19 protein-coding genes and 1 other RNA gene are annotated in these 21,969 nt (G+C 73.1%); 11 read left to right on the forward strand and 9 right to left on the reverse strand.

Features of this window, described 5'->3' with window-relative positions:
* Nucleotides 1–252 precede the first annotated feature (252 nt).
* Nucleotides 253–390: a hypothetical protein gene (locus ACZ4W5_RS23555; RefSeq protein ID WP_360228175.1), complete on the forward strand. Its 138-nt coding sequence runs from the start codon at nucleotides 253–255 to the stop codon at nucleotides 388–390.
* On the opposite strand, the gene ACZ4W5_RS23560 is transcribed toward ACZ4W5_RS23555, so the two are convergent.
* Nucleotides 387–1,442 (reverse strand): NUDIX hydrolase, encoded by a 1,056-nt coding sequence (locus ACZ4W5_RS23560; RefSeq protein ID WP_465656684.1) that lies wholly within the window; start codon nucleotides 1,440–1,442, stop codon nucleotides 387–389. The two genes, ACZ4W5_RS23555 and ACZ4W5_RS23560, sit on opposite strands and share 4 nt — an antisense overlap.
* A gap of 205 nt (nucleotides 1,443–1,647) precedes the next feature.
* Between ACZ4W5_RS23560 and ACZ4W5_RS23565 the strand changes: the two genes are divergently transcribed.
* The 6 genes from ACZ4W5_RS23565 (at nucleotide 1,648) to ACZ4W5_RS23590 (ending at nucleotide 7,654) form a co-directional block, all read left to right on the forward strand.
* Complete coding sequence (locus ACZ4W5_RS23565) at nucleotides 1,648–2,712, forward strand: TniQ family protein (RefSeq protein WP_465656686.1); 1,065 nt, start codon at nucleotides 1,648–1,650, stop codon at nucleotides 2,710–2,712.
* A gap of 77 nt (nucleotides 2,713–2,789) precedes the next feature.
* Nucleotides 2,790–3,500, forward strand: a complete 711-nt coding sequence (locus ACZ4W5_RS23570; protein ID WP_465656688.1) for a TnsA-like heteromeric transposase endonuclease subunit — start codon at nucleotides 2,790–2,792, stop codon at nucleotides 3,498–3,500.
* Entirely contained in the window at nucleotides 3,500–5,584 is a 2,085-nt protein-coding gene (locus ACZ4W5_RS23575) for a transposase (RefSeq protein WP_465656689.1), read from the forward strand. Before ACZ4W5_RS23570 ends, ACZ4W5_RS23575 begins: the two co-directional genes overlap by 1 nt.
* A 5-nt stretch (nucleotides 5,585–5,589) precedes the next feature.
* A complete protein-coding gene (locus ACZ4W5_RS23580; protein ID WP_360228189.1) occupies nucleotides 5,590–6,693 on the forward strand; it encodes a TniB family NTP-binding protein in 1,104 nt (367 codons plus the stop codon).
* A 184-nt stretch (nucleotides 6,694–6,877) separates the two neighbouring features.
* Nucleotides 6,878–7,276 (forward strand): ACT domain-containing protein, encoded by a 399-nt coding sequence (locus ACZ4W5_RS23585; protein WP_465656691.1) that lies wholly within the window; start codon nucleotides 6,878–6,880, stop codon nucleotides 7,274–7,276.
* Between the two features lie 120 nt (nucleotides 7,277–7,396).
* Nucleotides 7,397–7,654, forward strand: a complete 258-nt coding sequence (locus ACZ4W5_RS23590) for a Prokaryotic metallothionein (RefSeq protein ID WP_360228195.1) — start codon at nucleotides 7,397–7,399, stop codon at nucleotides 7,652–7,654.
* Nucleotides 7,655–7,761: 107 nt separating this feature from the next.
* Here ACZ4W5_RS23590 and rnpB read toward each other — a convergent pair.
* The 5 genes from rnpB to ACZ4W5_RS23615 all read right to left on the reverse strand — a co-directional run bounded on the left by rnpB (nucleotide 7,762) and on the right by ACZ4W5_RS23615 (nucleotide 12,044).
* Nucleotides 7,762–8,159: RNase P RNA component class A (gene rnpB, locus ACZ4W5_RS23595), an RNA gene on the reverse strand.
* Between the two features lie 13 nt (nucleotides 8,160–8,172).
* Nucleotides 8,173–9,642 carry an MFS transporter gene (locus tag ACZ4W5_RS23600; RefSeq protein ID WP_465656738.1) on the reverse strand — a complete coding sequence of 490 codons (1,470 nt, stop codon included), beginning with the start codon at nucleotides 9,640–9,642 and terminating at the stop codon, nucleotides 8,173–8,175.
* A 97-nt stretch (nucleotides 9,643–9,739) separates the two neighbouring features.
* The gene (locus ACZ4W5_RS23605; protein ID WP_465656693.1) at nucleotides 9,740–11,224 is read right to left on the reverse strand and encodes an RNB domain-containing ribonuclease; all 1,485 of its coding nucleotides are present in this window, start codon (nucleotides 11,222–11,224) and stop codon (nucleotides 9,740–9,742) included.
* An 80-nt stretch (nucleotides 11,225–11,304) separates the two neighbouring features.
* Nucleotides 11,305–11,679, reverse strand: coding sequence for a type II toxin-antitoxin system death-on-curing family toxin (locus ACZ4W5_RS23610; protein ID WP_375887989.1), 375 nt, complete (start codon nucleotides 11,677–11,679; stop codon nucleotides 11,305–11,307).
* The gene (locus ACZ4W5_RS23615; protein ID WP_465656695.1) at nucleotides 11,676–12,044 is read right to left on the reverse strand and encodes a hypothetical protein; all 369 of its coding nucleotides are present in this window, start codon (nucleotides 12,042–12,044) and stop codon (nucleotides 11,676–11,678) included. Before ACZ4W5_RS23615 ends, ACZ4W5_RS23610 begins: the two co-directional genes overlap by 4 nt.
* Nucleotides 12,045–12,280: 236 nt before the next feature.
* Between ACZ4W5_RS23615 and yaaA the strand changes: the two genes are divergently transcribed.
* Complete coding sequence (gene yaaA, locus ACZ4W5_RS23620; RefSeq protein ID WP_360228207.1) at nucleotides 12,281–13,066, forward strand: peroxide stress protein YaaA; 786 nt, start codon at nucleotides 12,281–12,283, stop codon at nucleotides 13,064–13,066.
* Nucleotides 13,067–13,133: 67 nt separating this feature from the next.
* Here the strand turns inward: yaaA and ACZ4W5_RS23625 are convergent, their stop codons facing one another.
* From ACZ4W5_RS23625 to ACZ4W5_RS23635, 3 genes are read right to left on the reverse strand one after another with little or no spacing between them, the layout of a single operon-like run.
* Nucleotides 13,134–14,300 carry a bifunctional RNase H/acid phosphatase gene (locus ACZ4W5_RS23625; RefSeq protein WP_465656696.1) on the reverse strand — a complete coding sequence of 389 codons (1,167 nt, stop codon included), beginning with the start codon at nucleotides 14,298–14,300 and terminating at the stop codon, nucleotides 13,134–13,136.
* 4 nt (nucleotides 14,301–14,304) lie between these two features.
* Nucleotides 14,305–15,048, reverse strand: a complete 744-nt coding sequence (locus ACZ4W5_RS23630; RefSeq protein WP_360228213.1) for a zinc ribbon domain-containing protein — start codon at nucleotides 15,046–15,048, stop codon at nucleotides 14,305–14,307.
* Nucleotides 15,049–15,071: 23 nt separating this feature from the next.
* Nucleotides 15,072–15,908 (reverse strand): Nif3-like dinuclear metal center hexameric protein, encoded by an 837-nt coding sequence (locus ACZ4W5_RS23635; RefSeq protein ID WP_360228216.1) that lies wholly within the window; start codon nucleotides 15,906–15,908, stop codon nucleotides 15,072–15,074.
* Nucleotides 15,909–16,511: 603 nt separating this feature from the next.
* On the opposite strand from ACZ4W5_RS23635, the gene lanL reads away from it, so the two are divergent.
* From lanL to ACZ4W5_RS23650, 3 genes are all read left to right on the forward strand, one after another.
* Complete coding sequence (gene lanL, locus ACZ4W5_RS23640) at nucleotides 16,512–19,535, forward strand: class IV lanthionine synthetase LanL (protein ID WP_465656699.1); 3,024 nt, start codon at nucleotides 16,512–16,514, stop codon at nucleotides 19,533–19,535.
* Complete coding sequence (locus ACZ4W5_RS23645) at nucleotides 19,532–21,523, forward strand: alpha/beta hydrolase family protein (RefSeq protein ID WP_465656701.1); 1,992 nt, start codon at nucleotides 19,532–19,534, stop codon at nucleotides 21,521–21,523. Before lanL ends, ACZ4W5_RS23645 begins: the two co-directional genes overlap by 4 nt.
* 146 nt (nucleotides 21,524–21,669) lie before the next feature.
* Nucleotides 21,670–21,813 carry a VenA family class IV lanthipeptide gene (locus ACZ4W5_RS23650; RefSeq protein WP_157882160.1) on the forward strand — a complete coding sequence of 48 codons (144 nt, stop codon included), beginning with the start codon at nucleotides 21,670–21,672 and terminating at the stop codon, nucleotides 21,811–21,813.
* The last annotated feature ends 156 nt before the right edge of the window (nucleotides 21,814–21,969 follow it).

Consider the following 21,969-nt stretch of genomic DNA (forward strand, 5'->3'; position numbering starts at 1 on the left):
CCGGGGCTTGGTGGGTCGTGCTGCCGTCCCTCCCTCCCCCCCCCCCCCCCCCCCCCCCCCCCCCCCCCCCCCCCCCCCCCCCCCAATCCACATCGGGGCGGCTGTCCCGGATCAGCCACAGCGGAGTGCTTATCGCCCTTTGTTCCTGTCGGCGCGTGGGCCGCGTCACGTCGAGAGTGGCGCCGGACGGGGCCCACGCAATTTCCTCACCAGGAGTCAGCGTTTCGACGCTGAGTGAGTGCTGAGCGCCCCGTGAAGACGCCGTTCCTCCTCACCAGCAACGACCTGATCGAACGTGAGAAGCGCCAGTGGAACGCGGCGTACCGCGTCCCGCTGGAGAACACCGAGCAGTACCGAGATGGGTGCCGCGGCGACACCGACGGCCCCTAGACGACGCGGCGGAGCTGGTTCCACCGGTCGATACCGATCCGGTAGCGACGGAGGGCGGACTTGAGGTGCCGCGGCATAGGGCACCTCAAGAGGTCCCCTGGTGCCATCGTGATGCTGTTCGTAACGCCCTCAAGGTTCAGCGTGGCGGGGTTGCCGTTCCAGTGGGCGGCGAAGATCGCGGTGACCTTGTCGGGGTCGTCGGGGTCCGTGTGGGTGAAGAGGTAGTCAAGGATGTTGTCAGTGATGACGATTTTGCTGCCATCGAAGACAGCGCGCATGGCAGCGTCCTCAGGCCCTTCGCCGTCAGCGATGAGGGTGTAAGGGATCAGCCAGCGTTCAAGGGAGCGACCGATGGCTGCGGCGTAGTGGTGGGCGAGAACGTGACCGGCGTTGTCGCAGACGATGATCGCTACGCCGGTGGGTGCTGCGGTGGGCTCAGTGTCGTCTGCGGCGGAGGCGAAGGGCTGCGGCATGGTGGTGAGGAGCCGTCGCAGCCGGCTTTCCGATCGGGGGCCCAGGTCCGCGAAGGTGGGAGTTACGGGGGTCAGTGCGGGTGGCTCGGGCTCGGCTGGTGGGGTGCTGGCGTGGGCGACGGCGGCGTTCTGGATCTGTTCGGCGTTCCAGTGGGTGGGGCCTTTGAGGTATTCGGTCAGGATGAGTGCGGTGGCCGGGTCGAGGGGGATGTTCGGGAGTTCGTCGGCGGAGAAGAAGTCGGAGACGAAGACGCCGGGGACAAGCGGGGGCTGGGGCTGGTCCTGCCAGGTGGCGGTGAAGACGATGGCGGGGAGACCTGGGATGCCGGTGATCTGGAAGGCTTCCTGGAGGTCTTCGGTGTGAACTGAGCTGAGGCTAGGCCGGGCGATGAGTCGGTCTGCGGTATGGAAGGGCAGCTCGTCGGGGCGCTGAGTGTCCCAGAACAGTGACCACCGCGGGTCCAGAGCATCGGGTGTGTGCTTGCGGTGGAGCAGGTAGCGTTCGCCGCCGCGCGTGGTGATGACGACAGCGACGGTGTTGCGGCGGTTGTTCGCCGTTCGAGCGCTCGTGTTCCCCATGGCGGTAGATTACGGCGGTTTGATGCCGAGTTGTCCTAGCATCGCCGGTTTGGCGTATCTGGCCCGGAGTATCCCCTTTACTCTGCGGGCTGGCGAGTCTCTGAGAACCCCTGCTATTCGTACATTTGTTCGGTAGCGTGTTTGGGGTCAGACCTGGTCAGAGGGTGCCGCCCGGGTGCCCCGCGCTCGGATCGGAGGGGAAGGCATGCGGTCGTCCGGCGCCAGGAGGAGGCTTCCGGCCGTTGCCGTTCCATGCCCGGAGGAGGCATTCGATTCGTGGCTATGGAGGGCCGCGTACCGCATCGGGGTTGCGCCCGGCTTCTTCGCGCGGGCGCTCGGGCTGGACCTGAGCGGGGTGCGCCAGGTGAGGCCGGTGGGATTCGGCGTCTGCCTGTCGCTGGAGGCGGCCGAGCGGCTGGAGGCATGCACAGGGATTCCGGCCGGGCGGTTCACGGGGATGCAGCTCGCGAACGTCGCCGTCGTCGGTGCCCCGGTCGGGAAGCTGACGGTGTCGCGGCTTCGCGAATGGCAGGCCGATCAGTGGGTGAGCGTCTACGGGGGGCGGGTGTGTCCGCTCTGCGTCGCCGACGTTCCGGTGTCGCGGTTGTGGTGGCGGCTGTCTGCTGCTGCGGTCTGTCCGGTGCACCGGTGTCTGCTGGTCGATGAGTGCGCCGGTTGCGGGCGTCGTGTCCAGTCTGGTCGGGCACAGCTCGGGATGCTTCCGGTGCGCGAAGGGGCGCTCGATCCGGGGGTGTGCGGCAACGTGCTGGCGGGATCGGCGATGGGGCGGTGCGAGGCCAGGTTGTCGGATCTTCCGGTGACGGCGGTCGGCGACATCTTGGTGGTCTGGCAGCGTCCGCTACTGGAGGCGTTCGCCGGCAGGCCGGTGCGGGCGCTGGGTGATGAGGTGAGTCCACGTCAGTGGTTCGCCGGGGTGCGGCTCGTCACCGAGTTGGTTCGGGAGGCGGCGACGGCCGCCGAGCTGGAGGACCTGGGGATGCCGTCGTCGGGCCGCGGCCCTGGCGCGTGGCTGTGTAGCGTGGCTGGTGAGGTTCGTGGCCGAGTGGGTTCGCCGCCGGCATCGGCTCTTGAAGCCGCGTTCGTCCTGCGGACGGCGGGGAGTCTGCTGACCGGTCACGATCCTCAGGATGCGGCCGGGCGGCTGAGGAGTTGGGCGGATCGGCTAGTCCGCAGCGGGGCGGCGAAGACGGTCCTCGCGCCGAACCGCAGGGATGTTCCGCGGCTTGTCGCTGCGGCTGTCGGCTGGTGAACCAGCGGGTTGGGAAGGGGATGGATGTGGGGGCTGGGTCACGGTTGAGGGTCCTGCATCCTGCGGCGAGCGGCACGGTGGTGCAGTTCGTCGAGCCGGATGGAACCGAGAAGGTCGCTGCGGCTGGGCGTGTCGGCGGTGTCCGGTTCGAGGACTGCCTGCCGGTCCGGGAGATCCCCAGCTATGCGGGGCAGCGCCATACGCCGGGGCTGTACTGGGCGGCTTCCTGTGACCGTATGGTGGCGTACGAGTCCTGGCTGGAGGCGAAGTGGTTGAAGCTCACCGACTTCGCAGCGGACACGGCGGTGCTGGCCAGTCAGCCGTTCCGGCTTCACGGGGCGGACTCAGAAGGCCGGTGGGAGCACGTGCCTGACCTGTTCGTGCGCCGGACCGACGGCTCGGTGAAGATCATCGACGTCAAGGCCGTCAGGTTCTCCGGCGACCTGATGGTGGTCCGCCAGCGCGACCGCACCGCGGTGGTGTGCGAAGACCTCGGCTGGGACTACGAGATGGTCTCCGAACCGGATTCGCTGACGTGGGCGACGGTGGACTGGCTTGCCGGTTACCGCAGGCCCCTGCGGGCCGGCACGGAGCTTGTGGAACCGATGCTGGCCGTAGCCGCCAGGCCGGTCGCGATAGGCGACCTGGCGTCCTTCCAGTCGTTCCCGGAGCTGGCCCGCTCTGTGGTCTACCACCTCATGTGGACTGGCCAGTTGACGTTCGACATCACCAAGCCGCTGCGGGACACCACCCTGGTCAAGGCAGCCGACACCAAGGCGGGGAACTAGTGCCGCAGTCGCACCGGATCGCAGTCGAAGACTGGATCGAGTTCGAGGATGAACGCCACCAGGTCGTCGGCATCAGCGGAACGACCGTCCGCCTTCGGTCCGAGACCGGACGCCTCCAGGCAATCATGCTGACGGAGATCCTGAACGACGCCACCTTCCGCGCCGGCATCGAACCCCCCAAGGTCAACGGCGTGCACGACGAGGACGAGCGTGATGTGGTCGGCGCCCTCTCTGGTTTGGCCCCTGCCGTGCGCGACGCCGCTCTCGAACTGGAGGCGCATCTGCTGGAGGCGATGACCGGCTACCGGTCCGGGAGCGCGCTCGACGCGCTCCCCCACGAGCCCCGCGACGCCTACCGGCCTGAGCTTCCGGTGACCGAACGGGTCCAGGCCAAGGCCGAAGAACTCGGGCGAACACGCCGGTGGATCTTCAAGCTCTGGGAACAGCGTCAGAGCCAGGGGCTCTGGGGCTTGGTCGACAAGCGGCAGGCCAGAGTCCGCAACTCTCTCAAGAACCTTGACCCGCGGGTCATCCAAGCCATCATCGACCAGGCTGCCGCCGAGCAGATGGACTCAACCGCCACCATCGGCGGCCGGTTCCACCGTCGGTGCCAGAACCGCCTGAACGATAGTTATGGCGAAGGCGTCGTCGTGCTGCCCCTGAAACACACCTTCCGCCGGGCGGTCGCCATCCTGCTCGGAAACGACATGACAGCGCCGGCCTACCGGCGCGCGTCCGCCGCCAACCAGCCTGACCGCACTTTCGGTACCGTCCTCGCCACGAGGCCTGGCGAGATCGTGATGCTGGACAGCACGCCGTTGGACGTTCTCAGCTACGACCCTGAGACGAAGACCACGATGCGCGTCGAGGTGACCGTCGCCATCGACGTGGCGACCCGCTCGATCCTCGCCTGGCGCCTCACCCCCGAAGGCACCAAAGCGATCGACATCGGCCTGGTCCTCGCAGACGTGATGACTCCAGAGCCCATGCGCCAAGGGTGGGCGGACGCTCTGAGGTTCCAGATGCTCCGCCTCCCCTTCGACCGCATGGCGAGCGTGGACGACCGTCTCACGCACGCCGCCGCGCGGCCGGTGGTCTATCCCGAGACCCTGATGTTCGACCACGGGAAGCCGTACCAGTCGAAGATCGTCCGGGACGCCTGCCTGCGCTGGAAGATCAACATCCAGGACGCCCGCAAGCTCAAGCCCACCGACAAGCCTCAGGTGGAACGCCTCTTCGGAACCATTCGCACCCAGTTCTCTGAACACGTCGCCGGATACAAGTCGTTCACGGTTGCCCACCGCGGCCGTACCGCCGAGGCCCAGGCTCGCTGGACCGTCGATGAGATCACCGAGTTCTTCGCGGAGTACGTGGTCACCGTCTACCAGCGCCAGCACCACCGCGGGCTCCACCTCAACGGCTTCCCCGACCTTCGCATCAGCCCCAATGAGGCATACGAAATGGCACTCGGAGCGGCGGGCTATATCGACGTCCCCCGCGATCCGGACCTCTACTTCGAGCTGCTGCCCATCGAGCGCCGCAAGATCCACCCGCACGGCATCGAGCTCAACCACCTCGTCTACAACGCCGACGTCCTCTACCAGTTCCGCGGGGCCAAGTCGGAGGACCACGATGGTCTCTGGCCCATCCGCTACGATCCGCGCAATCTCCTCCACGCCTACTTCCGGCATCCCTCCGATGGGCGCTGGCACGTTCTGCGGTGGACGAAGGCCCAGTTCGAGCACCAGCCGTTCACCGACATCACCCTTCGCGAGGCCAAGCGGCTCCTCGCCGTCCGGGGCCAGGCCGCCACCGATCAGGAAGCCGTCGCCGCAGCGCTGATCGAGTTGCAAAACCGCATGGACGCGCCGGAGACCTGGGCGAAGGACCGCAAGCGGCGGTTCCGTGACGACACCCGCGGCAGGGCGCAGACCGACGATCTCAAGCGATCCACTCCTCCTGTCAACGATCACCCGCCGCTCACGGTCGTGCCCGGAACGGGCACCTCGGACGTGATGCTGGACGACGGCATCGACTACGCCTCTCTGACGCCGGCACCGACCTACGACCCCCGACCGGAGTGACGAGCGTGGCGTTCAAGCACCCAGGACTGGCGGAGCCCCGGACCAAGGAGGAGTGGCGCGGCTATCTCGCCAACGTGGCACCGAAGCCTCCCGAGATGCCCACGTACGAGTCCTACAAGGCCATGAACGAGGACGACCGGGAAGACTTCAACGACGCCCGGGACGCCTACCACAGCGCTCTCCCGCTGATCTCGACGCCTCAGTTGCAGGAGGTCCACGCGATCCTCCACAAGCGCATCAAGGTCAACAGCCGTCAGGCTGCTGGCGCGCGCCGCGGCATCGTCCTGGACGGGCCGCCCACGGTCGGGAAGTCAACCACCGTCAAGCTGTTCGCCGCGGACTTCGAGCACAGACTGCGACGCCGCCACCCCGACCGCTTCGCGCCCGGGTATATCAAGGACGGCCTCTCCGTGGACTACACGCCGGTCGTCTACCTGAACATCCCGTCCCAGGCGACCCCGAAAGACTTGAGCATGATCCTCGCCGACTACATGGGCATGCTCTACCATCCGCGATGGTCGAAGAACATGATCACGGGGCAAGTCCTTACCGCCATGAGCGAGTCCGGCGTCGAGCTGGTCATCATCGACGATGTGCACTTCCTTGATCTCTCCGCTCGGGAAGGCAAGGTCGTCAACGACCACCTTAAGTATCTGGCCAACCACGTCGCCGCCACCTTCGTCTACACCGGCGCCGACTTGAAGACCAGTGGCCTCTTCCTCGAAGGCACTGCAAGCGGGCGCGCCACACAGACCTCGGGGCGCAACAGCCACCACCAGATCACGAACTTCCCGTTCAAGACCACCGACGACAAGACTGAGTGGGCCCGCACGGTCCTCGGCATGGAGAGCAACCTCCGGCTGTTCAGGCACCAGGTCGGCGCCCTCGCCCGGCTCGCCCCGTACCTGCACGATCGGACCTCCGGGAGCATCGGCGCGCTGTCCCAGCTCATCCGCGAGTCGGCCATCACCGCCGTCATCGGTGGCCAGGAGGAAATCACCCGCTCGATCATGGACGAGACTCCTCTCGGCCATCACTTCGAGGCAGCGTATGCGGCAAAGGGCCAATCCCGGAAGCCCGGCGCCAGCAGCCGAAGGGCCGCGTCGTGACCGACTCACCTCTGAACCACGCGGTTCCCCTCAGGTCTCCTTAGTGAACAGTTCAGTGCTCCAGTGGGGTGAACCTCCGGTGTGCTGAACTATTCACTAAGCTGGTCAGGCGCTTGCTGAGTGAACTCTTTCGTGCCATCCGACAGATGACGCGGGCCCGGGCGGAACGGATACGGTGACGGGCATGGCCGGTGAACGAGACCTTGCGACCCTGCTGCGCGGGATGCGCCCGCAGCTCAACCCGGGGCGGTACGTCTACTGCACCCTCCCCGCGAAGGTGCCCGCCGGAATGCGGCCGGTGGTGACCGTCGCCGAGCCCGAAGGGGTGACGGTGGTGGTCGCCCAGGACGAGGCCGACGCGCTCGGGCTGCGCTACGAGTACGTGGCCGCCTGGATCACCCTGCAGATCCACTCCGTGCTGGAGGCCGTCGGGCTGACCGCCGCCGTCGCCGGGCGCCTCGCCGAGCAGGGCATCAGCTGCAACGTGGTGGCCGGCTTCCACCACGACCACCTGTTCGTCGCCGCCGACGACGCCGACCGCGCCGTCCGGGCGCTGGAACAGCTCTCCGCCGACTCCGGCTGACCGCTCCCACCGGCCCGGCCCGCCGGACGGGCGCGCCGGGTGGCCGCCGCCGGGCACGCCTTCGAGACTGGAGGGAGCCGCCCCGCCAGGGCCGGCCCCCACCGGAAGGAGACGGCCGCCATGGCCATCTGCGTCACCTGCGGCAACGACTACTGGCTCGCCTTCGAGATCAGGACGGTCACCGGCGACACCTACACCTTCGACAGCTTCGAGTGCGCGATGGAGAAGCTCGCCCCCCGCTGCGAGCAGTGCAACGTGCGCATCGTCGGCCACGGCGTCGAGGTGGCCGGCATGTTCTTCTGCTGCGCCAACTGCGCCCGCGTCAACGGCGGCCTCGGCGAACAGATCCGCGACGCCGTCGGCTCCCGCCCGGCCTGAGCACGCCCCCGCAGGGCGCTACGCGCGACGGCCCCGCGAGGCGCGACGCGACATGCGAAGGCCCTCCGACCCGTTTCGGGTCGGAGGGCCTTCGGCTGTCCAGGCGGCGGAAGAGTCGGCCTGTACGCCGGGTTCTGTCACCCGGGCTGCTCGCGCGGCCCGGGGAGACGGCCATCCATCTAGGGCTGCCGTTGCCGACAGCCTCGTGCGGTCTACCCGCGAGCTCGGGCGAGCAGCCCTCGAACACTCGCGCACGGCGCCCGAAGGCACCGATCTTGACCTTGCTCCAGGTGGGGTTTACCTAGCCGGCCGGGTCACCCCGGTCGCTGGTGGTCTCTTACACCACCGTTTCACCCTTACCCACCCGCCGAAGCGGTGGGCGGTCTGTTTTCTGTGGCACTGTCCCGCGGGTCACCCCGGGTGGGCGTTACCCACCACCCTGCTCTGTGGAGCCCGGACGTTCCTCGGCGGGTCAGGGACCCGTCGCGACCGTCCGGCCGGCTCTTCCGCCGTAGTGGTCATGGTAGCCGCTCGGGCGGAGCCGCCCGAACACCGGGCCGGGCCGCCGGCGGCTCGCCGCCGAGGCGGGCGGCCACCCTCGCGGCGGTCCGGTCGGCCCAGGCACCCGTGGTGACCAGGCCCAGGACGAGGACGGCGCCGCCGAGGCCGACCAGGATCCACCAGCCGGCGTGGCTGGCCGGGGCGAAGCCGGTGGCCATCGGGCCCACCACGGCCGAGGTGACGACCGTGCCGATCACCGCGACGCCCAGCGACTGGCCGACCTGGCGGCTGGTCGAGGCGACGGCGGCGGCCACGCCCGCCTGGGAGCGCGGCATGCCGGAGACGGCCGCGTTGGTGATCGGCGCGTTGACCAGGCCGAAGCCGAAGCCGAACAGCGCGTACGCGGCCAGCAGCAGCGCGGCCGGGGAGTCCGCGCCGAGCCGGGTGAGCAGCAGGCCGCTCGCCGCCAGGCCCAGCCCGGCCACCACCAGCGGCAGGCGCGGGCCCTGACTGCCGACGATCCGTCCGGACAGCGGCGCGCAGACCAGCATCATCGCGGCCATCGGCAGCGTCCAAAGGCCCGCCTCGACCGGGCTGTAGTGCCGGACGTCCTGGAGGTAGAGGGTGTTGAGGAAGAGGAAGCCGCCCAGCGCCGAGAACGCGCAGACCGCGGTGACGGTGGCCCCGGTGAACGGCGCACTGGCGAAGAAGCGCGGGTCCACCAGCGGCTCGGCGACCCGCCGTTCCCAGAGCGGGAAGGCGATCAGCGCGGCGACCGCGGCCGCGGCCAGGGCCAGGATCACCGGGGAGGTCCAGCCGTTGCCCGGGCCCTCGATGATCGCGGCGGTGCCGCAGCCGAGCAGCACGATCATCAGCAGCTGTCCGACCGGGTCGAGCCGGCGGGGCCGCGGCGCGCGCGACTCGGGGACGTAACGGAAGGTCAGCAGCATGGCGAGCAGGGCCACCGGAACGTTGATCAGGAAGATCGACGGCCAGCCGGCGCCGTCCACCAGGAAGCCGCCGAGCAGCGGGCCGAGCGCCATCGAGATGCCGACCACACCGCCCCAGACGCCGATCGCCCGGGCCCGTTCCCTCGGGTCGGTGAAGGTGTTGGTGATGATCGACATCGCCACCGGGTTGAGCATCGAGCCGCCCACCGCCTGCACCGCCCGGAAGGCCACCAGCCACTCCAGGCTCGGTGCCAGGCTGCACAGCAGGGAGCCGAGGGCGAAGCAGGCCAGCCCGATCCGGAACACCCGCCGGCGGCCGAAGCGGTCCGCCACCGAGCCGAACAGCATCAGCAGCGAGGCCAGCACCAGGGTGTAGGCGTCGATGATCCACTGGAGGCCGGAGGCCGGGGCCTCCAGGTCCTTCTGGATCACCGGCAGCGCGATGTTCACCACGGTGTTGTCCAGGCCGACGATGAACAGGCTCAGGCAGCAGATCGCGAGGACCAGCAGCCGGCGGCGGCGCCCGGTGTCCGGCACGGCGGGTGACGGGGCAGCGGGTCCGGTGGCGGGTGCGGCGGGGGGCTGGGCTTCGGGCACGGACCGATCCTCGCACCCCGGGCCGGTGGTGGGGGGCTCAGACCGCCGCGAAGCGGACCGTACGGGTGGCCGGATCGGCCCGGACGAGGCGGACGTCGATCACCCGGCCGAGCGGGAGCGGGGCTCCGCCCCCGGCGCCCCCGCTCCCGTCGGTACCGTCGGCGGCGTCGCAGCGGGCCCGGACGGCGGGCTCGCGCAGCTGGACGACACCCGAGTCGGGGCGCTTGCCGTCCACCTCGATCACCATCGCGGCGAAGTCCTCGCCCTCCCGGCCCACCAGCAGCTCGGCCTCCACCAGGTCCACACAGGCCCGTTCCACCTCGGCCGCCCGCCGGTCCCCGCTCGCCATCAGGGCGGGCAGGGCCGGCAGCGCCTCGCGCGCCCAGTCCGGCACGTCCTCCCCCGCCGCGACCGCCGCGCACACCTCCTGGGCGAAGCGGTCGCCGAGCCGGCGCAGCGGCGCGGTGCAGTGCGCGTACGGGGCGGCCAGCGCGGCGTGCCCGGGTTCGGCGGGGGCGGGCAGGCCGCGGGACTCGTCGAAGGCGTGGTAGCCGGCGCCGCGCAGCAGCCCGGTGCAGGCGTTGAGGAAGGCCGCGTTCAGCGGCGCCTCCGGGTCCAGCGAGCGGATCAGCTCCGGGTACGGGAGGGCCTGCGGCCAGTCGACGTCCAGCGCGGCCGCGATCCGGCGCAGCCGCTCGTACGCGGCGGCGGGCGCGGCGGGCAGGGTGCGCAGCAGGCCGACGCCCGCGTCCAGCATCAGTTCGGCCGCGGCCATGCCGGTGAGCAGCGAGATCTGGGCGTTCCAGCCGTCGGCGGGGCTGGGCGCGCGGTAGCCGAGGACGTAGCCGTGCAGGGTCTCCTCAACCTCCTGCTCGGGCACCGGCAGGCTGATCCCGCCCCGGGCGCGCTCCTGCTCCTCGCGCAGCCGGCCGACGGTGGCGAGCAGGGCGAGCTGTTCGTCGGCGCCGCCGAGGTCCACGGCGCGCTGGACGGCGGCGTAGTCGAGCCGGCGGTGCGACCGGACCAGGGCGCGGCGCAGGTCCGCCAGCACGACGGCGCCGTCGGCGTCCAGGTCCAGCTGCCAGAGCAGGGCGGGGCGGGGTTCGCCGGGCAGCAGGCTGGCGGCGTCCTCGGAGATCCGGGCGGGGTGCAGCGGGACGCGGTGGTCCGGGAAGTAGAGGGTCTCGACCCGGCGGCGGGCCTCGGTGTCGACGGCTCCGCCGGGGCGGACGAAGGCGGCGACGTCGGCGATCGCGTAGTGCACCCGGTAGCCGCCGCCGGGGCGGTGGGTGAGGTGCATGGCCTGGTCGAGGTCGCGGGAGCCGGGCGGGTCGACGGTGAACAGCGGCAGGTCGGTGGCGTCGTACTCCGGCAACCGGGGGCGCCCGGCCGCCTCCTCCGCCTCCGCGAGCACGGCCTCGGGCCACTCGGTGTGGATCTCCAGGCGGGTGCGGAGCTCGGTGAGCTCGGTGTTGATCCGGGCGGAGTCGACGGCCTTGACGCGCAGTTTTCGGCGAGGCATGCAGGCCAGCGTAGGGCGGCCCGGGTGGTTCCGGGCGCAGGCCCCCGGCGCGTCCGCCGGCGGCCTGTGCCCGTCGGGGCTCAGCGCCCCAGGAGGGACCTGAGGTCCTTGGCGGCCAGGGCGATCGCGTCGTCGTAGCCGCCGGTGGCGAGCCGCAGCACGAAGGCCACGGCGTCGTCCGGGTGCGGGTCGGTGTAGGGCTCGGCGTTGTAGTCCAGGAACAGCAGCATCGCCTCGAAGGCGGTGCGCTTGTTCCGGTCGACCAGCGGGTGGTTGCGGGCCAGGCTCTGGCCGAGGGCGGCCGCCTTGGTCCACAGGTCGGGGTAGGCGTCGTCGCCGAACAGGGTGGCCTGCGGGCGGGCGATCGCCGAGAGCAGGCCGCCGAGATCACGGACGTTCTGCGGGCCCCCGGCGAGGTAGGTGACGTCGTCGAGGTCGAGGTACTCCGTGGTCACAGATCCTTCAACCTCTCCAGCGTCTCGGCGTTCCCGGCGCGGATCCGGGCCACCATCGCGGCCCGGCGGGCGGCCTTGTCCTGCGGGGCCGGGTCCTGCGGGGCCGGGTCCTGCGGGGCCGGGTCCGCGAGCGCCTCCGGGACCTCGGACTGGCGGACCTCGAAGGCGAGTTCGGCGGTGTCCGGCCCGGCGGCCGACTCCGTCACGCGCACCCGACCGGCCAGCACGGCCTCGGCCGCCGCCCGCACCGCGAACTCCAGCGCCTGCCTGGTCTCCGCGGGCAGGCCGGCGGGCAGGCGCAGGGGCAGGGACTCCTCCTCGGCGTCGCCGTCGCCGGGCACCAGGTCCAGGGGTCGCATGGTCATCTCGTTCACTCTCCTTCGCTGGTCACCGTAGTGGGGAACGCCGGGTCGGCCCACCGAATTGCCGACCGGACCGGGCCCGGTGGGGTGGGGGCGGGCCGGGGTGCGGGCGGCTGGGCGAGCGCTGGGGGCGGGTTCGGCGGGTGAGCCTGCGCTGCTGCTGTGCGGGGCGTTGAGGGGTGGGGCGGTCGCAGTAGGGTGGCGGGGTTCGTCCGCCACAGATTGTTGAGGAGTCCGCTGTGCTGGTGCTGTTGCCGCCCTCGGAGGGCAAGGCCGCGTCCGGGGACGGCGCGCCGCTCGCGCTCGACGGGCTGTCGCTGCCGGGGCTGACGGCGGCGCGCGGCGCGGTGCTGGACGCGCTGGTGGGCCTGTGCCGGGGCGACGAGGACGTCGCCGCCGAGGTGCTCGGCCTCAGCCCCGGGCTGCGCGGCGAGATCGCCAAGAACGCCGGACTGCCCACCGCCGGGGCCCGCCCGGCGGCCGAGGTGTACACCGGGGTGCTGTTCGACAACCTGGGGCTGGCCACCCTGGACGCCGCCGCGTACGACCGTGCCGAGCGGGCGCTGCTGGTGTTCTCCGGCCTCTGGGGTGCGGTGCGGATCTCCGACCGGATCCCGTCCTACCGCTGCTCGATGGGCGTGAAACTCCCGGAGCTGGGGGCGCTCGGCGCGTACTGGCGGAGCGTGACGGCCGGGGTGCTCCCCGAGGTGGCGGACGGGCTGGTGCTGGACCTGCGCAGCTCCGCGTACGCGGCGGCCTGGAAGCCGGCCGGCGAGGTGGCCTCCCGTACGGCGACCGTCCGGGTGCTCCAGGAGCGCGACGGCAAGCGCAGCGTGGTCAGCCACTTCAACAAGGCGACCAAGGGGCGGCTGGTGCGGGACCTGCTGGTCGCCGGGGCCGAGCCGAAGACGCCGGCCGAGCTGATGGACGCGCTGCTGGCGCTGGGCCACCGGGTCGAGCTGGCGGCCGAGGGCACGGCGCGCAAGCCGTGGCAGCTGGACGTGGTGGTCACCGAGGTGCACTGACCGGGGTGCACTGACCCGGGGTGCGCCGGCCTCCCCCCAGCGGGGTGGCCGCTGCACCCCGGTGGGGTCAGCGCAGGTGGGAGCTGTCGTTGAGCAGCCGCAGCGAGGCGTTGCCGTCCGCGTAGTACTGGACGGCGCAGATCGAGGCGGCGGACAGCTCCATCCGGTACATCGAGTCCGGCGGGGCGCCGAGCGCCAGCCGGACCAGGGTCTTGATCGGGCTGACGTGCGAGACCACCAGCACCGTCTTCCCGGCGTACCGGGCGAGGATCTTGTCCCGGGCGACACCGGCCCGGTGGGTCAGGGTGGCGAAGCTCTCGGTGCTGCCGGTCGGCTTGGCCTTGGCGGAGCCCAGCCAGGCCGACAGGTCGTCCGGGTACCGCTCCTGCACCTCGGCGAAGGTCAGGCCCTCCCAGTCGCCGAAGTCGACCTCGCGCAGGCCCTCCTCGTAGCGGACCTCCAGGCCGAGCCGGGCGGCGACGATCTCGGCGGTCTGCCGGGTGCGGCGCATCGGGGAGGCGACGACCGCCTGGATGCTGCCGCGCGCGGCCAGGGCCTCGGCGGCCCGCTCGGCCTGCCAGCGGCCCTTGTCGGACAGCTCCGGGTCGGTGCCGCCGCTGCCGGAGAAGCGCTTCTCCGGGGTGAGCGGGGTCTCGCCGTGGCGCAGCAGGACGAAGGTGGTCGGGGTGCCGAGGTCCGCCGGGGCGGCCCAGCCGGCCTTGGGCGCGGGGGGCTTCGGCAACGGCTCCTCGGCCGGGGCTCCGGCCGTGGCCCCGGCCGTGGCCCCGTTCGTGGCCTTGGGCTTCGGCTCCCACTGGCGCCCGTCGCGGCCGGCGTCCATCGCCTCGTTGGCGAGCTTGTCGGCGTCCTTGTTCTTCTCGCGCGGGATCCAGGTGTAGCTGACCCGGCCGCGCGGGAAGACCGTGCGCGCCTCAGCGGCGAGCGGCTGCATGTCGGGGTGCTTGATCTTCCAGCGCCCGGACATCTGCTCGACGACCAGCTTGGAGTCCATCCGGACGTCCACCGAGGCGTCCGGGTCGAGCTCGCGGGCCGCCCGGAGCCCGGCGATCAGGCCCTTGTACTCGGCCACGTTGTTGGTGGCGTGGCCGATGAACTCGGCGGCCTCGGCGACGAGCTGCCCGGTGTCGGCGTCCCGGACCACCGCGCCGTAGCCGGCCGGCCCCGGGTTGCCCCGGGACCCGCCGTCCGCTTCGACGATGAAGCGCGCCGCCACCGGATCAGACGCCCGAGTCGGCGGTGCGGACCAGGATCCGCGAGCAGTTCTCGCAGCGGACCACCTTGTCGGCCGGCTCGGCCTTGATGGCGTTCAGCTCGGTGATCGAGAACTCGGTGCGGCAGCCCTCGCAGCGGCGCTGGTAGAGCCGGGCCGCGCCGACGCCGCCCTGGGTCTCGCGCAGCTTGGTGTACACCTTCAGCAGGTCGGCCGGGATGACGGCGGCGACGGTCTCGCGGTCGCGCTTGACCTTGTCGGCCTCGGCGTCGATCTCGGCGAAGGCCGCGTCGCGGCGGCCCTCGGCCTCGGTGAGCACGACGGTGGAGTGCTCCAGGCGGGCGGTCAGCTCCTCGACCCGGGCCACGGCGCTCTCCTGGCGCTCCATGATCTCCAGCACGACCTCCTCGAGGTCGGCCTGGCGCTTGGCCAGCGAGCCGATCTCGTGCTGGAGGTTCTCCAGGTCCTTCGGCGAGGTGATCGCGCCGGAGTCCAGGCGCTGCTGGTTGCGGGCGGCCCGGGCGCGGACCTGCTCGACGTCCTGCTCGGCCTTGGTCAGCTCGCGGGCGGTGTCGCCCTTCTGGGCCTCGGCGGCGATGACGAGGTCCTTGAGCGCGGTGTGGTCGGCGGTGGCCTTGTCGATCTCGGCGTGCTCGGGCAGGCTCCGGCGACGGTGGGCCAGCTGGTCGAGCTTCGAGTCGAAGGCCTGGAGGTCGAGCAGGCGGATCTGGTCGGCGGGCGCGGCGTTCAAGGGGAAAGCTCCTGTGGATCGGGTCAGGCGGTGAAGGACATGGGGGCGTGCGCGGTCCACGGGTCGGTGACCCGGTGGGAGACCTTGGTCTCCACGGCCCAGCCGTGCTGGTCCGCGACGGCCCGCAGGGCGCGCTCGGCCAGGCCGAGCCAGGGCCACTCGGTGGCCCAGTGGGCGGCGTCGACCAGCGCGACCGGCGCGGCCTCGGTGGCCTCGGAGGCCGGGTGGTGGCGCAGGTCGGCGGTCACGTAGGCGTCCACGCCGGCCGCCCGTACGTCGGAGAAGAAGCTGTCGCCCGAACCGCCGCACACCGCCACCCGGCCGATCAGCCGGTCCGGGTCGCCGGAGACGCGCACGCCGGCGGCGGTCGCGGGCAGACCGGCGGCGACCTGCGCGGCGAAGGCCGACAGCGTCAGCGGGGGCTCCAGCAGACCGATCCGGCCGGTGCCGCGACGGCCCAGCGGGTCGGTCGGGTCCGGCACCAGCGGGCCGGTGACCCGCAGGCCGACGGCCTCGGCCAGCGCGTCCGAGACGCCGGGGTCGGCGTGGTCGGCGTTGGTGTGGGCGACGTGCAGGGCGATGCCGTTGGTGATCAGGGTGTGCACCACCCGGCCCTTGAAGGTGGTCGCGGCGACGCTGGTGGTGCCGCGCAGGTAGAGGGGGTGGTGGGTGACCACCAGGTCGGCGCCCCACTCCACGGCCTCGTCGACGACCGCCTGGACGGGGTCGACGGCGAACAGCACGCGGCTGACCTCGGCCTGAGGATCACCGCAGACCAGGCCGACGGCGTCCCAGGACTCCGCCCACTGCGGGGGGTAGACCTCTTCGAGCGCGGTGATGACGTCGGACAGTTTCGGCACCTGTCGAGACTACCGTGCGCGCGGGGCCGGTCGGGCCTCGGCCGTTCGGGGGACGGCGGCGGCGCTACGGCGGGACGGCGGTCCGGCTACGGCGGGGCAGCGGTCCGGCTGCGACGGGGCAGCGGCGGGCGCGCTTCGGACGTGGGTGCCGCCGGCGTACGGATGCGCGTCAACGCGGCGCGCACGGGCGTCGACCTGCTGCGGAGGCACCTGGAGCGCCGCGCGCGGGCCGCGCACGCCCGTACGCCCGGCGCCCGTTACTCACAGCAGGGTTCTCGTACGAATTCGAAACCGCCCTCTGATCACCCTTACGAGTGAAGTGACCGGCTCTGCGTTGAGGCTTCGGATTTCTCGAAACTAACTTCATTCCTGCGAACGGGAGTTGCCCCGACTGCCCCGACTGCCCCGACCGAACGGTCACCGAGCGACCGCGCGGTCACCGAGCGGTCACCAGCGGTCGAGGGCCCGGTTGAGGACTCCCGTCCCGGAGCGGGACTCCCGCTCCTCACCGAGGAAACCGATCAGGCCGGGCCGTCGCGCCGCGGGTGCCGCACAGGGGCACCCGCGGGCCGGGGCGGCCGAGACGAAGGGGTGTGGCGACGGATGAGGGCGGACACCTCCCTTCGTACGGCCGGGGGTCGGGGACCGGCGGGCCACGGACCGGCTGCCACCGGTACGTGGCCGGAGACGACGCGGGCGGCCCTGGCCGGCGCCGGGGGCCGGGGAGGCGACGGCGGCTGGGACGTCACCGTCGGGGGCTTCTGGTGCACGGCCCGGCCGTCCGCGTCCGCGCCGTTACCGGCGCAGGGGTGGAAGCTGCACGTCAGCGCCGCCTCGGTGGTCGGCGGGGAGGTGCTCGCGGCCGTGGTCCGGGTGCTCGCCGCGGACCCGTGCAGTTTCAAGTTCGCCGCCGCCGAGGAACGGCTGCGTGAGCTCAACTCCCGTAACAGCGACCGTGGTTCGGCGGGGAAGTTCATCACCGTCTACCCAGTGGACGACGCCCAGTTCCAGCGGCTGGCGGCCGAACTGGACCGGGTGACGGCCGGGCTGCCCGGCCCGGTGGTGCTCTCCGACCGGCCGTACCGGCCCGGCAGCCGGGTGCACTACCGCTACGGCGCGTTCGCGGCCCGGGCGGAGCTCGGCAACGACGGGGAGTACCGCTCGGTGCTGCGCGGGCCCGGCGGGGAGCGGGCCGAGGACGTGCGCGGGGGGTCGTACCGGGCGCCGGGGTGGGTCCGGGACCCGTTCCGCGGTGCCGGCGACCCCCGTCAGCGCGGAGGCGGGGTCGGGGGCGGACGTGAAGGCGGCGGGGGCGGGCGCGGCGGGGGCGGGCGCGGCGGCGGGGTGCTGCTGGCCGGGCGCTACGCGGTGACCGCCGCCGTACGGCACGGCGCCAAGGGCGGGGTGTTCCTCGGGCGCGAGGCCGCGAGCGGCGCGGAGGTCGTGGTCAAGCAGGCCCGGGCCCACATCGAGGTCGACCGCGCCGGGACCGACGCCCGCGACGCACTGCGGCACGAGGCCGCGCTGCTCGCCCGGCTGGACGGGCAGGGGCTGGTACCGCGCGCCGTCGAACTGATCGAGCAGGACGACTCCGTCTTCCTGGTGCAGGAACGAATCGCCGGGCAGCCGCTCGGCGCCTGGGTCGCCGCCCGGCTGCGGCGCGACGGCAGTCCGGACGTCGACTGGGCCGAGGCCGGGCCGGTGGCGCACGGACTGCTCGACCTGGTCGGGCGGGTGCACGACCAGGGACTGGTGCTGCGCGACCTCTCCCCCGGCAACGTGATGGTCCGGCCGGACGGCAGCCTGCGGCTGATCGACCTCGAACTCGCCGCCGAGACCGGCCACCGGGCCGGCACGGCCGGCACCCCCGGTTACCGCGCCCCCGAACAGGGGCGGCTCGCCCTCGCCGGCACCGGCACCGCCGACCCGGCCGCCGACCGCTACGCCCTCGGCGGGCTGTTCTTCCTGCTCGCCACCGGGCACGACCCGCTGCTGCCCGAGGACCTCCCGCGAGCCCGCCCGGTCGCCGAGCGGCTCGGCCGCTGGCTCGACCTGGCGGCCCGCTCGGGCGCGACCGCGCGGCGGCTGGCGCCGGTGGTGCTGGGGCTGCGGGCCGAGCAGCCGGAGCTGCGGTGGAGCCTGGCGCGGGCCCGGGAGGCGCTGGGCGGGCGGGGTGGGCCTCGCAGCGGCACCGGGGTGCCCGGCCCGACCGTGTCCGCCGTGGTCTCGCCACTGTGGGACGCCGCCCCGTGGCCGGGCGCGGACGCCGATGCCCCGCCCCTCGACCGGGTGCTGCACGACGGCCTGCGACACCTCGCCGCCGGCGCGACACCGGAACGGTCCGACCGGCTGTGGCCGGTGGTCCCCGCCGGAGAACGGACGGACCCGTGCAACGTGCAGCACGGCGCCGCGGGCGTGCTCGCCGTACTGGCGCGGGCGGTCGCGGCGCCCGGCCTGCCGGCCGAGGTCCGGGCGGCCGCCGCGAGTACGGCCCGGACCGCTGCGGACTGGATCGAACGACGGGTCGCCGCCGAGCCGGTGGTGCTGCCCGGGCTGCACTTCGGGCGGTCGGGGACGGCCTGGGCGCTGCTCGACGCCGCCCGGGTGCTGGGCGACCAGGAGGCGGCCGAGCGGGCCGCCGCACTCGCCCGGCGGGTCGCCGTCGAATGGCCCAACCCGGACGTCTGCCACGGCGCGGCGGGCGCCGGTTTCACCCAACTCCGCTTCGCCGCCGAGGACTTCCGCGAGGACCACGGCTTCACCGAGCGCGCCGAGCGCTGCGCCCGCGCCCTGCTCACCGCCGCGCGACGGGAACCGTACGGAACGGTCTGGCCGGTGCCGGCCGACTTCGACTCGGCGCTCGCCGGGATCACCCACCTCGGCTTCGCGCACGGCGTGGCGGGCGTCGGCGCCTTCCTGCTCGCCGCCGCCGGGGCGACCGGCGACCGCGCCCTGCGGGACGCCTGCACGGCAGCCGCCCTCGACGCCGGGCGGACGCTCGGCGCGACCGTACGGTGGAGCGGGGACGACGGCGGAGACCACACCGGCCAGGCCCTCGCCTGGTGGCCGCAGAACGCCGCCGACCCCGAGCACATCCGGCTCTCGCACTGGTGCAGCGGCTCCTCCGGCGCGGGCAGCTTCCTGCTGCGGCTGTGGCGGGCCACCGGTGACACCGAGGCGCTGCGCCTCGCCCGGGCCGCCGGCCGGGCTGTCCTGGCCGGCCGCTGGCACGGCGGGGTGAGCGCCTGCCACGGCCTGGCCGGCGACGGCGAGTACCTGCTGGACCTCGCCGAGGCCACGGACGATCCCGAATTCCGGTCCGGGGCAAGCCGGTTGGCACAACTGATCGCGGCCCGGACCGCACTGCGCGACGGCCTGCTGGTACTGCCCGACGAGACGGGTACCGGCTGCGCCGCCGCCTACGGCACCGGCACGGCGGGGCCGTTGGCCTTCCTGCTCCGGCTCCGGCACGGCGGCCCCCGGCTCTGGCTGGACCCACTCTCGCCCATCCGCCCGGTCTCCCCCACCCACCCGGCGACCCCCGCCCACCCGCTCTCCCCCACCCACCCGGCGACCCCCACCCGCGACCAACTCCCGTGCGACAGCAACGGGGTGAGCGAGGCGTGAACACGGCCACCCGCACCACCACCCGGGCCCTGCGCCGACTGAGCTTCTCCTTCGCCGCCGACGGCAGCCACGCGGCCTGCCTGGCCGCGGCCGCCGACAGCGGCTGGTACGTGGAGAGTTGGCGACTCCCGCCGGACGGCTCCCCCGCCGTACCCGCCGCGCTGCCACTGTCCGGCAACCGGTCGGAGCAGCTGCGCTCGCAGCTCGTCGCACTGCCCGACGGCTCGGTGCTGGTCTGCCGGCACGACGGCGAGCGGCACGACCTGGTCCGCCTCTCGTACGGCGAGAACGGCACCGTGGAACAGCAGGTGGCCACGCTCCGGATGCCCGGGCTGCGCCTGCTGCCGCTCCCGGTGGCCCCCGGCGCCGACCCGCGCACCCCGGTGGCGATCGCCCTGGGCGCCGACACCCGCCCGGCGACCACCGTCTGGCTGATCCGGGCGGACAGCAGCGAGCCCGTGCGGGTCGCCGAGATCCCCGGCCTGCATGGCGGCGGCGCCTGGCTGGACCACACCGGCACGCTGCTCGCCCTGGACCGGGTGGCCGGCGGGCTGGTCCGCAGCGTGGTGCTGGACCTGCGCAGCGGCACCACCACCCCGCTGCTGGAGATCGGCGAGCACAGCAACGACCGGCTGGTGCTGTTCGACCCCGACACCCGCTTCGCGATGGTGCGCAGCGACGCGCCCGGCACCGACCGGCTCGGCTGGGGTGTGCTGGGCGGCGGGGAACCGCTGCGGTTCCCGGAATGCCTGCACGTCACGGGCATGTTCCTGCGCCCGGTGGCGCTGCGGCAGGCGGCGGACGGTCCGCGGGTCGCGGTGCAGATCGACCACGGCGCCGGCTCGGCGCTCGCCCTGTGGCGGCCCGCCGTCGGGCGGCTGGACCCGCTGCCGGTGCCGCCCGGGCGACTCGGCGCGGTCGGGCACTGGGACGGCGCCGGGCTGCGCATCCCGTACTCCTCGCCCGACCACCCGGCGGCGCTGGCCACCCTGGACGTGGACGCCCTGCTGGCGCACGGCCCGGCCCCCGCCGAGACCGCCCCGATGCCGCTGCCGCTGCAACTCGCGCCCCTGGGCTCGGGCCTGCCCGGCCCGTGGCGGGACACCGTCCTGCCCTGGCAGCCCGGTGCGCCGCGCGTCACCCGCACCCCGCCGGCCGGTTGGCGCCTGGACGGCAGCACCCAGCCCGGCGACGGGAGCCGCTGGCAGCCCGCACAGAGTCTCGAACTCGCCGGTCCAGCAGGCCCGTTGGAGGCCGTGGTGTACGGCGGCGACGCCTGGCTGAGCAGCCCGCACCTGGTGCTGGCGCTGCACGGCGGCCCCGCGGACGCCTGGCGGCTGGAGTTCGACCCGGCCCTGCAACGGATGGCCGCCGAAGGCCTGGCGGTGGTCGCGCCCAACCAGCGCGGCTCCACCGGCTACGGGGTGCCGCACGCGCTGGCCATCCGGGGCGCCTGGGGCGGGCCCGACCTGGACGACGTGCTCTACCTGCTGGAGGGCATCGCCCGCCAACGGGCGGCGCTCGGCCTGGAACCGCCCGCCCTGTTCGGGGTCAGCTACGGCGCCTTCCTGGCGCTGCTGGCGGCCGCGCACGCGCCGACCGAGCAGGTCGCCCGCTGCGCGGTGGTCGCGCCGTTCCTGTCCGGCGCCCGACTGCTGGCCGAAGCGGCGCCCCCCGTCAGGGCGTTGACCACCCGGCTGGGCGGCGGCGACCCGGTCCTGGACGCCCGCGGACCGCGCGACGTGCTCCAGCTCGCGCACCGGCTGAGCGCACCACTGCTGGTCGTGCACGGCAACCGGGACGAGGTGGTCCCGGTCAGCCAATCCCGTTCGCTGCGGCACGAGTTGCTGCGGATCGGCCGGGTCGAGGGCGCGGACTTCCGGTACGTGGAGGCGGCCGGCTCCGGCCACGAGGTGCTCGCCGAGGAGGGCGCCGCCGTCCTGCACGAACTGCTGGCCGCGTTCCTGCGGACCGGCCGACCGGGCTGATCCCGAGCGGCCACCCACAGACTCCCGGGCCCGTCGAGGCCCGGGGCACCACCCCGGCGCGGCGGAGGGAGGCCGCGCCGGGGGTCGACACCCGACGCCCGCAGGCAGATCGCGGCGGGCGACACCCTCAAGGGGAGGACCCGATCATGGAGAACATGGTGGACTTCGAGACCGACCTCGCGGCGCTGCAGGACCTGCCGGAGACCGAGTCCGTCGAGCTGACCGGCCACGGCAGCGGCTGCCAGTACACCTGTCTCATCCTGACCTGCCTGATCTTCACCAACAGCTGACCAGGAGTAGCGGCCCACGGGTGCCGGGCCCCCCCTCCCCTCCCCCCCCGCGGGGGGCCCCCCCCCCCCCCCCCCCCCCCCCCCCCCCCCCCCCCCGACGCCCCCCCCCCCCCCCCCCCCCCCCCCGCGTCAACCCCCCCCCCTCCCCCCCCCCCC

The sequence above is a fragment of the Kitasatospora sp. NPDC029367 genome (assembly GCF_055569135.1).